Raw genomic sequence first — 11,498 nt, forward strand, 5'->3', positions numbered from 1 at the left:
GACAACCCCTTAAACAAGAGTCTATCCTTTTAAATTTAAATTCTATCTGATGCTCTTGTACTAACTGTTATTCTTGTCTGAATAAGTCCAGCCATAAATCCAATCAAGCTGTTGAATTTGTTTACCAATAAAGAACCCAATTAAGCAGTCGCGGAACCATGCTGCTATCGGGTTAGTTTTTGTTTTAGTATCGCCTAATTTTCTAGCACTTTTTATCACTTTTTCTACCCTGGGCTGGCGTTTGGATTGGAAAATCTGAAATACAGTTCTATAGTCTTCATGTAATTTTAACAGCTCCGCAATTACAACAGTATCTTCTAATGCCAGTGATGCTCCTTGGCCAATATGTGGAGAAATACCATGTGCAGCGTCTCCAATAAGACAGACCCTGCCTTTATACCAATGCGAAAGTTTGGGTACATCATAAATAGGGTAGGCAATAATCTCGTGGCTGTTTCTGATTATTTTGGAGAATAAAGGATCATCATTTTTATGGACATTTATTAAATGGTCCTGAATTTCAGTTTTTAATGTTTTCTCTATTTCCTGTGGCTTTGGCTGCTGCGCTCTAAAATAATTATTGAACCACCAGACTTCCCCTTTATCAGAAACCGAATAGGCAAAAAATCCCCTTTCTCCAAAAGCCATTCGTATGGTATCCAGGGGTGCTGAAAGTTCGGGTATCTTGGCATAACCACCGGTAGAGATAAGCTTTGTGTATTTGATTGCAGAAACTTCCGGAAACAACTGGTTTCTAACTTCAGAAAACATTCCATCACAGCCGATCATAATATCACCAGTCGCCATAGTTCCATCAGCAAAATACGCTGTTACCTGGTCATTTGTTTCATCATAACGGACAAATTTCTTATCATATCCTATTTTTATGCCAGCGTCAGCAGCTGCTATCTGGGCATATTTATTAAGATTTGCCCGTTTTAACTGCAATGTTTCTACACCGTATTGCTTTTTCTGATAAGCTGTACCCAGTTCTGCTATCTGTTTTCCTTTGGAATTGAAAAATCTCATTGCGCCAGGCGTATAGTCATCTTTGAGCATCCTCAAATCAATAAATTCTTTCAATACATTCAAGCCATTGGGGGTAAGTCCCAAAAAGGCTCCCTCTTTTGTATTGTCTTCTGATCTCGATTCAAATATTTCAGCATTAAAGCCTATTTTTTTCAGTTGTAAAGCCAGTATTGGTCCTGCAACACCTGCACCAATTATTATTGCTTTTTTATTCATTGTTTTTCTCTTTTATTTTTAATCCTGGTATCAGTAAAAAGTTTAGTGTAAAAAATATCGCCACCCTCACATAGTTTAAATTGCGCCATTGTGCTGCTTTTTCTTGCAGGAATATATTAACAGTATCGCTATAGGGTATTCGCTGGAACTCCATGATAGTTGGCGCGAAATACATTAATGTCCATGCCCTGACTGCAATATGTCCGATAAGAACCAATGCAATCATCCTTCTGCGTTTCTTTATCTTCCAGTTAAAAATTAAAGCTGCAACAAATATTATTTCATGTATCCCATGTACAATTATCCAGAACACTTTAAAATCCAAGCCATAGGGTTTTTGAAAAAAGATTAAGGAGGAAGGCGGGGCTGCTGTCCACGCAGGAACCATTAGCGCAGTTTCCCACACCTGAGCGCCGTTCATTATAAAGTAAGCACAGATGGAATAAAATAACCATTGGGTGGATTTCGAATATTGTTGTGTATTTTCCATGTTTAAAATTATCGTTGCTAAATGTGTTCGGCTTTACCTTCTCCTCTTTTATTTATATCATACAGCACAGCATTTACGGAGTAATAAATAGGCCCATCTCCCAATTGATTAATTTCAATTGTTTTGTTGGCATATACTTATGTTTCCATTTTATCATTTGGGGTAGTCATTAGGCCAGTGATTTTTTTCTAACTTCGATTTTTGTATATTCCATACATACCTTATGATGCAAAATTATCGCACGATCAAAAGATAAGCTTGTAAAAAAAGGAGTTAAACTGATATATTAGGGAGCAATGGGATTTGAATTAAGAAATGATAAAAAGACATTCAAAACGGTCTTTGATGAAAATGACTTTAATAATCACGGTTTTAAAGAAGATGCCTTTAAAATAAATATCCCTTTTGGACGTTTGACGGCAAAACAGTGGCTTTTTGATGGTATCAAGATTATATATTCCGAAACCGAGCTGGATAAACCAACCGAACTGGATTGGAGAGGAGATACGGAATTGGTAACCATGCACTTTAATTTGCAGGGAAGAACTTCAATAAAACAGGATGGGATGAGCAATTCTTTTGAGTTGAACGGGAATCAGCATAATTTATTCTATGGCACCAGTGCTGAAGGTAAAATGAAGTTTGATGAGTTGCGGATGAAATCATTTATGATTCAATTTGCAAAGGATTCTTTTTTAACGATGTCAAAAGATGGGAATGATTCCCTTAAGCAGTTTGCGGAGAAAATAGTTTCGGGAACACCTATAGCTTTTTCAAATGCTAATCTAAATATTGATCTACCCTTACAGACCTGTATTAATTCAATTTTGAACTGTGATTATACAAGTGGGTTAAAGCGGTTGTTTCTTCTTTCGAAAACGATTGAACTACTTGTTTTGCAAGCCGAATCGTTTAATAACTTTCAAAATTCAAAATCTGAATACATAAAACATGATTACGACAAAGAACGGATTGTATTTGCCCGTGATTATTTGGTTAAAAACATTGAATCGCCACCAACGCTGGTAGAATTGGCAAAAATAGTGGGGATAAATGAATATAAACTCAAGCGGGGATTTAAAGAAATGTTTAATCAGACGGCTTTTTCTTATTTATCCGACTTACGTTTGGATCTTGCAAAAAATGATCTGCTCGAAGGTAAAAAACAAGCTACCGAAATCGCTTTTGAACTGGGCTACTGTTCATTGCAGCATTTTAGTAGTGCATTCAAGAGAAAGTTCGCTATCCCTCCAAGCCGGGTGAGACGTTAAAGACAAAGAACTACCAGATAAAAATGTTCTAAATAAAATAGGCTGTTAAATTCCAAAAAACCATATGGCAAATGGCCTAATTTAGCCAGCAGTCTATTGCGCTCGTCTTCAAATTAAAGCTAAGGCCGCACCTATCGCAAATTTTGCTATAAAGCGGTAAATTGATAGGTTTTATTTTTACTGGTTTTAAACTTAGTCTCGTAACCTCCGGTATTTTTTTTGGAGCTGGCCTTTGCTCCATTTATCCTTATTGGCAGATCTGTCTGCAAAATACATTCGTTTCCATTTATTGATTTTATTGACCCGGCCTGCAACTTCATATTTTTCCAGGTAATCGCTATCTCAAATCCTCCCCGGGCTTTAAGGCCTTTTATTTCACCTTCATTCCAGGCTTTTGGTAATGCTGGCAATAACTGGATAAAGCCAAGGTGACTCTGCATCAGCATTTCAGCCATTCCGGCAGTACCGGCAAAATTGCCATCAATCTGAAAGGGCGGATGTGCATCAAAAAAATTCGGATAGGTACCACCGCCCTTAACACTGCCTCCAGTGGTTTCAACATAGTTTAACAATTGCCGGATCAGGCTATAAGCATGGTCTCCATCCTGTAGTCTTGCCCACCAATTAATCTTCCAGCCTTTACTCCAGCCGGTACCATCGTCTCCCCGTATTTCAAGGGATTTTCGTGCTGCCGCAAAATACCCTGGTGTTAAGGGTGAGATCTCGCTGCCTGGATATAAACCAAAAAGGTGAGAAACATGCCTGTGATGGATATCTGTTTCAGTAAAATCCTTATACCACTCCTGGATCTGTCCTTTACTTCCGATCTTTAGCGGATAGAGTTTCTTTTGTTTTGAAATCAGTAAATCATGGAAAGTATGATCAGTACCTATAACATTTGCAGCGTCAATCACGTTTGCAAAAAGATCCCTGATGATGGACATATCCATTGTGGTTGCTACAGACACCGACTGTTGATTTCCTGCCATGTCTTTAAACTTATTTTCAGGAGAGGTTGCAGGCGCTGTAACCAGATAACCATCCTTGTCTTCAACCAGCCAGTCTAATGTAAAAAGTGCAGCTTCCTTCATCACGGGGTAGGCTTTTTCTGCAAGGAATTTCTTATCTCCTGTGTACCGGTAATGTTCATACAAATGCTGGCAAAGCCAGTTTCCACCCATTGCCCAGTTTGCCCAAGAGGGATCGCCGGCACCTTTGTCTCCTACAGGATTGCTTAAAGCCCACAAATCTGAATTGTGGTGTGCAACCCAACCGTTTGCGTTGTAAAATTCCCTTGCAGTTACCTTTCCTGTTTTTGACAAACTTTGTATCCAGTTCAAAAGCGGCATATGCATTTCTGAAAGATTGGTTATTTCTGCAGGCCAGTAATTCATCTCGGTATTGATATTAATGGTATAATTTGATCTCCATGGTGCCAGCAGCTCCTTGTTCCAGATTCCCTGAAGATTAGCCGGCGGTCCGCCCGGGCGGGATGAGGACATCAGCAGGTATCTTCCATATTGAAAATATAACGTTTCCAGGCCTGGATCATAAATTCCAGAAGCATACCCCTTCAACCTTTCATTAGAGGGCAGATTAGCATTAGGATTATTAACCAAAGTATCTTTAACATGGAAAGACACCCGATCAAAATATTTTTTAAAATCGGCAACATGTGCATTAAAAACATTTAGATAAGTCTTTTTGGAGGCTTTATCAATCAAATCGGAAACCAGTTTTTTTTCATCTTTCCCCTCTTTATCCGGACATTTATCAAAGCCATTATAGCTTGTCGCCGCAGCTACATATAACCAGACTTCTGTAGCACCAGATATGAGCAAATGATCGTTTTGCGTATTCACACTTCCATCTTTGCTTATTGCTTTTATCCGATATTGAAACCGCATCCCGTTGCATCGGCCCGTATCTCCGTAAATAAGCGGCTCTACACCTTTAGGATTAGACGGATTTACATTGACCGGTGCCTTGCCGCTTACAATTAGTTCGTTATTAAGCTGCGTGGATAACCGGTAATTAAGCAAGCTATTTACAGCTACCGTAAATTTGAGTTTACCAACCTGATTTGCCCTGATTCTGACTACCATTATGTTATCTGGGGCAGAAGTAAAAATCTCCCGCGTATATTCTACACCATTAACAGTAAACTGCGTAGTAGACAGTCCGTTTGTCAGATTCAAATCCCGGTAATAATTATCGGCTTTCGAGCTTCCAAAATCGTGTTTGATCATTATATCGCCCATTGGCAAATAGAACGTTGAATACAGTCCCTGCATTTTTTTTGAAAGCTGGTTTGCCTGTGTATAATCTTCATTTTTCAATAATGCTTCGCGCAATATGGGAAGGTAATTTTTAGCTTCGGGGTTTACACCCTTTTTTACGGGGCCACCGCTCCACAATGTGCTTTCATTAAGCTGCAAAAGTTCTTGTTCTATTCCTCCAAAAACCATGGCCCCGATTCTTCCATTCCCAACCGGTAAAGCCTCTACCCATTTCTCTGCCGGTTTGTTATACCACAATTTTAAACTATTGTTATGTTGAGAAAAACCATAGAGAGAGAAAAAAGACAAAAAGCAGGTCAATAAATACTTCATATTGTGATTAAATTAATTCACGGCCATTATCAGGACTGGCCAAGTTGATTTTAAATGTATTTAAAAATCTGTTTTGATGGATGAACGGAATTTCTTCGTTCTCATCAAAGCAGATAAAGATTCTATTGATTTAACCAGACCCTTCCATCCAGTTTCCAGCTATCAGGTGGCGCAATGGCCAGCCAGCTCAGGATCTGGCGTGTAAGATCTGTTGTTTTAGGAACCAGTAAGGCCAAATCGCCTGTGGGAGGCGGACAGATGATATCATTTAAAGTATCCCACTGTAAAGTAGTACCGGTACCAACGGAAATATAAAAATCGTTCTTGGCTGGGCTTTCATCTTTAATAATTAGGCCACTGCCATCATTTGCCGGCCAGTAACCAATTAGGCGGTTCCAGTACGGGTGCGATTGATTGACCCTTGTATCGCAGGAAAATTGGAAAATCACAGCATCCGGTAGTGCCGCTTTCCAGATGCGGATATCACTAAGGTAACCATCAAAAGGATTATTAAGATCAACGGGAATGAGGCCCATTTGTAAGGGTGCGGAGTTATTCATTGTTCCGAAATTGTCTGGCAATATTTTCTCTGCCACATATTTGCCATCGCGGAAATAGCGGATTACTCTTTTAAAATCGCGGTTCAGAACCACAACAGCAAGACTATGCCAATTTCCATCGATAAGATTCGTTGGATCGTCGGCCGCTTGATGATCCTGGCCGGGTGTTCCCATAAAAAACCGCCATTTATCCGACTCCCAACCAAATGCCCATCCGTTTCCGACCTTTTTGGTCTTATCAAATCTTTTAGAGAAAAATACCGGCCATTCATATCGATAACTGGTACCGCGAATATTTTTTTTGACCTTTAATTCGATCGTAAAAGATATGGTATCTCCGAAATTATAAATGTTATTGTTGTTCTTGACTTCAGCCCGGACCGAGGTCGCCGGAGTTGCAGCTGAACTGGCGGGATTGGAATACAAGCGCAAAAATTTACCCGTATACTTATTACCGGTGAACGGTTTATCAACCAGATACGGCTTATAACTGATGTTGGCTATAACTGTAAATGTATTGGCTTTAGGATAGCTAAAAATGGTTTTGTCATCCTGCTCAACCGGGATTACTGCTTGTCCGCCGTGATTGGAAGTCAGCACGATCAGCCAATCCTCTTTTACATAGTTCTTTCTGGATTTCAATGCCATGAGGATTTCTCCAAGATATTGATCAAACTGTAAAATGGCACTTTTATAAGCCGGAAAAGAATTGTCGTACCCAAATTGGATTCCCGCTGCATTAACCGCTCCAAACTGCCCTACTATCAGAGCAGAGGCATCGTTTCCAAGTTCAGAAATAATTGCGGTTTTAACTTCTGCATCAGTACTGTAGGATTGACTGATATCGGCACCTGTAGTTAATTTATCTTTAAACAATGCCGAGGCAGCAAATGCGGCTGTTCTTGTATCTGGTTTTATAGATTTAACCCGCTGGAAGATTTCCGGATACTGATCCAGTTTATTTCCGGTAAAAGAATCGTCAATAATTTTATGTTTTGCTTTATTAACACCCGTAAGTAAATCTGCCCAGCCATTGCCATTATTTGACAGACTATCGCTTAGCGAATTCCACGAATAGGTCGCATTTTTAGTCAATGCAGTAATATTAGGAGCCTGCGCATCCCGTACCGACCAGCCTCTTGCCCCATCCACAATCAGGTATAAAACTTTCCTGCTTTTTGCTACCGCTGATGTCGAATCGCTGTACTCCTTTGAAGGCAGCAGCTTATCAAATCCACTATTGCATGATAATACCACAATACCCAGGGTAAAAAGTGCTATCATGCCTGTTATCAATCTATAATTCTTCATTTTCTTAACTATTAAAAGATTTTCAGGTCTATTTTTCAAATACTAAGCGGGTAATATTGTTTGCTCCCGTACCATCGATCTGGCTAAAAGATCCGATAAGCATAACAGCCATCTGCCCGGTTGAATTGGTTGTTTCATAAAGATCATTCACATATCCCTTGATGCTTCCGATCGCATTGTACCCCCTAGCCAGATCTCCCGTAGGTGTTAACACCATAAAGCCTGATCGCCTGATTCCATTATAAGTGGAAAAGACACCGCTCACTACGATCATACCGTTTGAGAGTTGTTTGGCAAAATTGGCACCGCCATCAGCAGAGAACCCTTTTGCTACAAATGACTGATCGATGGAACCATCTTCATCAAGCAAGGCGATTCCTTTGGCTGGAACGCCGTTGTAGCTGGTAAAAGAACCAGTAATTAAATACTTCCGGTTAAGCGGATTGTAGGTTATCGAACCTATGGACTGATCTGCGCCTGTACCGGAGTTAAAAACGGGATCTACTGTTCCATTTAAATTCAACCGGACGATGCGCCCGGCAGGAAGCTCATCAAACTTATTGAAAGATCCAACCACAATCAGCTTTCCGTCAGCCTGCATATAGGAGCTGGATACAAACCCGTTTCCGGCAGGCAAGCCCATATTATTTGTACTATTGAACCTGAACGTTTTGTCCAGTGATCCATCGGCATTGAAACGGACAACCTGAGGGGTCTCCACACTGTCGATAACAATACTATCGGCATAAAGGGTGACGCCAGAGATTACGACAGGCTTCCTGGAAATATCATATCGTTTGCTGATATAATATTTGAAATTACCGGTTGCTGTTAATTTATTCTGGTAATTATAAATTTTTCCAATGGTAGAATTAGTCCCTCCATTAAAAGCAGGAACGGCCTTTTTCTTTCCTGTAGCCGGAATGCCCGGAGCCAAGCTATGGTTGGTACTATAGGTGTCTACAAGCACCGAATCTATTTCGCCACTGGCGCTAAGCTGGGTAATATTGTTAATATTTGTCAAAATGGATCTTCCGCCGTTAAAGTAAAAGCCCGAAAAACTGCCTGCGGTTATATATTTATCCCCCAGGGGAGCAATGCCGTACAATGAGCCGTCTGCGCCGCCCGAACGGAAAGAAATATCGGCACCCCCATTTTTAAATGCGCGTACAATGCGGTTTACCGGAGTGATGATGCCTTTGCCATCATAATCGGTAAATGCGCCAAGAAAAATAAAGCGGTCATCTGTTAATGGGTAATAAGCAAAAATGTCTCTGTTTGCGCCACCGCTAACCCTAAACTCCGGATCGATACTAATCTTTCCACCGACCTTAAACCTTGGTCCAAAAAACACCTGATCGTTTATAGATAGGGTAGCAACGCCCGTACTGGCATCTTCAGGCACTTTGACGGTAATGCCCGTTGCCGTAATACTGAGTATTTCAGCCTTCTGCCCATTGAAGGAAAATACAGCCAGGTCTTTATACGGCAATAAACCTGTTGCCGCAAATGTAACCGTACTTCCGCCAGTTGCTTCCTGAGGCACAGGAGCCGTGCTGAGACTGAGACTAATCCCCAAGGGTTGCTTTCCACCCTCATAGGGATTTTCATAAACTTCACTTTTCTTACAGGCCGTAATAAAAAGTATGGTTAAAAAAGCCAGTGTTAAACTGATATATTTTGAATTCATTATCTTAATTTTAAATAATCCGCTTTATAAAATTTGAATATCCTCATCATTTACCGGCATAAACATCATAAACAAATCCGTAATCAAATCCGAAAATATGATTGGTATTCAATGTATGTACCACACCATTAAGCGGTTTAATATCTGATGATGAAATATCGGCACTAACCCAGCTATCAGTAGGTTTATTGAGATCTGTGATATAACCGATCGTAAGATGCCTGTAACCTGCATATTTGATCCCGTTGATGTCTTCAAATATCACCCCGATGTTAAAAATCACATTGTTATAAGAATAATAGTTCTGTCCGGGATAAACCGATTTAAGATTGATATCCAGCTGGTAATAATCTTTCATGCTGTTTGCACCTTTGAACATATACATCATCAGGTACTTACGCCAGATCTGTGGCTGAATGTCAGTCAGCACTTTAAGCGTGTCTTTACCGGTTTGGTAGAGGTAGTTATTGACATTTTTTAAAGCCGACCTGACCGACAGATCTGTTGGTGCAAAAAATGTCAGCTCATCCTGCTGAAACTCCTTTTCAAGACCAGCAATTTTTATAATCTGTGCAATTGTATCGAACTGCAGAGGCTTTGACTGCAAGTATTGAAGCATAGTCCCTTTGAAATTGGGATCAGATTTACCACCGTCAAAATAATATTTATCTTTTTTACAGGAAGCCAATAATAACAGGATCAAAGAAAATAATCCCAGCCCCCATCTTATTTTTTTAAAATAATTTCTCATATCGCTTAGCATTTATTATTGCCAGTACTCGTTTAATTTCATGTATGGATTGTTGTATAGTGCGGAAACGTCTATCGGCCAGGTCCATCCGCCCCTGGCAAACTGATCAGCTGAAAGCGGATTGAGTGTCCATTGCGGGTTTAAGATCCGTCCGGTCCTGATCAGGTCGAAATACAGGTGTCCTTCACCCATCAGTTCCTTACAGCGCTCATTGAAGATTGCATTTTTCAGGTCTTGTCCACCAATTCCTACATACTCAGGTGCCACGGCCCTGCGTCTTATCATATTCAGCATTTTTATTGCTTCTGCATCCTGTCCGCCCAGCTCTGCAAGCGCTTCAGCCCTGAGCAAAATTGCTTCGGCGAATCTAAAAATGATCAGGCCCCATTCCGGGCTACTCTGGTTAGATGCCAGGTTGCCTTTAAATTTGAGCAGTTGAAAATTCCCATCCTGGCTGAACATACTGTTGTCAAACCAAAGATCCTTACGCTTATCTGCTATACCTGCCGGATACAAACGCAGCAGGTAATCTGCCCTAAAATAAGCGTGGCTTGAGCTGTTGTCTGTTCCGCTATTTTTATTCGGATATCTAAGCATCATCTCTCCAAAAAAAGCTCGAAAATTAGGTGCAGACTCATAATTTATACTTTGGTTGAATTCAAAGATCCCTTCATTGCTCCTGCCTTTCATTACCTCACTAAAGTTATCAAGGGGAAGTAACTGGTATACGTTGCTGCCTATTAATTCACTGCCCAAATCTGCTGTCTGCTGATAATATTTCAACTTATTACCACTATCAAAGCCTGCATTCCACATATTCATATTCATCAGCAGATCAAGTGCCGCCCCTTTCGTTGCCCTAACAGCCCTTAATGCCGGATCAGGGTAAACCAATGGTAAATCATCCAGGTTTGCCTTAAGATCAGCGATACATTGGTTGATCACAGATACGGCTTTTTCCCTGGGCAACGGGGCCTGCTGATAGGCTTTTGTATAATATGGCACATCGCCGTATAGCCTGACCATGAAAAAATAAGTCAGGCAGCGCAGAAACACAGCCTCTGCCTGATACCTTTTCTTATCATCACCTGAGAGGCCGGGAACGCCATTATTAACCCGTTCGTAAAGGATGTTGGCTCCCTGTATAACAGAATAAAACTCATACCACTTGGTGATTGAGTCAAAGCCAAGCCCGTTCCAGGCCTGGGTAGATGACAGTACACCTGTATTTGTTTTAAGGTTATTCGCAGCAAACTGCGTATAAACCAGGCGGATATTTTTTTCCGCTACAGAATTGGAATTATTTAAAATAGTAGGCAGGATGTATCCTGAACGCAGTTCGCCTGTAGCGGGAATAAAAGAAGTGCTGGTAAACTTGTTTCTCAGGTTTGCGTATTGATCACTGGTAAATGATTCGACATCAGACCGCGACTGCCAAAAGACATTACCGCTTAATTTATCCAGGGGCTTTACATCCAGAAATTTCTTGCAGGCAGAATTTGAGATGCAAACTGCGAGAAGTAGTATATAAAAGGAGTGTGTTTTCATTTTCTTTGGATTGTAGGTTA

At 40.6% G+C, this 11,498-nt stretch carries 8 protein-coding genes; 1 reads left to right on the forward strand and 7 read right to left on the reverse strand.

The window, feature by feature from the left end; genetic code table 11:
• Window positions 1-60: 60 nt before the first annotated feature.
• A complete protein-coding gene (locus tag LQ227_RS02185; RefSeq protein WP_230143839.1) occupies window positions 61-1,245 on the reverse strand; it encodes an NAD(P)/FAD-dependent oxidoreductase in 1,185 nt (394 codons plus the stop codon).
• Window positions 1,238-1,735: a hypothetical protein gene (locus tag LQ227_RS02190; protein WP_230032684.1), complete on the reverse strand. Its 498-nt coding sequence runs from the start codon at window positions 1,733-1,735 to the stop codon at window positions 1,238-1,240. Before LQ227_RS02190 ends, LQ227_RS02185 begins: the two co-directional genes overlap by 8 nt.
• 296 nt (window positions 1,736-2,031) lie before the next feature.
• Here LQ227_RS02190 and LQ227_RS02195 point away from each other — a divergent pair, with 296 nt between their 5' ends.
• Entirely contained in the window at window positions 2,032-3,006 is a 975-nt protein-coding gene (locus LQ227_RS02195) for an AraC family transcriptional regulator (RefSeq protein WP_230143838.1), read from the forward strand.
• Between the two features lie 146 nt (window positions 3,007-3,152).
• Here the strand turns inward: LQ227_RS02195 and LQ227_RS02200 are convergent, their stop codons facing one another.
• From LQ227_RS02200 to LQ227_RS02220, 5 genes are all read right to left on the reverse strand, one after another.
• Window positions 3,153-5,618, reverse strand: a complete 2,466-nt coding sequence (locus LQ227_RS02200) for a glycoside hydrolase N-terminal domain-containing protein (RefSeq protein ID WP_230143837.1) — start codon at window positions 5,616-5,618, stop codon at window positions 3,153-3,155.
• A gap of 122 nt (window positions 5,619-5,740) precedes the next feature.
• The gene (locus tag LQ227_RS02205) at window positions 5,741-7,489 is read right to left on the reverse strand and encodes a LamG-like jellyroll fold domain-containing protein (RefSeq protein WP_230143836.1); all 1,749 of its coding nucleotides are present in this window, start codon (window positions 7,487-7,489) and stop codon (window positions 5,741-5,743) included.
• 28 nt (window positions 7,490-7,517) lie between these two features.
• Window positions 7,518-9,179 carry a DUF5008 domain-containing protein gene (locus LQ227_RS02210; RefSeq protein WP_230143835.1) on the reverse strand — a complete coding sequence of 554 codons (1,662 nt, stop codon included), beginning with the start codon at window positions 9,177-9,179 and terminating at the stop codon, window positions 7,518-7,520.
• 46 nt (window positions 9,180-9,225) lie between these two features.
• Window positions 9,226-9,930, reverse strand: coding sequence for a fasciclin domain-containing protein (locus LQ227_RS02215; RefSeq protein WP_230143834.1), 705 nt, complete (start codon window positions 9,928-9,930; stop codon window positions 9,226-9,228).
• Between the two features lie 15 nt (window positions 9,931-9,945).
• Window positions 9,946-11,478, reverse strand: a complete 1,533-nt coding sequence (locus tag LQ227_RS02220; protein WP_230148047.1) for a RagB/SusD family nutrient uptake outer membrane protein — start codon at window positions 11,476-11,478, stop codon at window positions 9,946-9,948.
• Window positions 11,479-11,498 lie beyond the last annotated feature (20 nt).

It is taken from the genome of Pedobacter sp. Bi27, assembly GCF_918698255.1.
Taxonomy (GTDB): Bacteria; Bacteroidota; Bacteroidia; order Sphingobacteriales; family Sphingobacteriaceae; genus Pedobacter.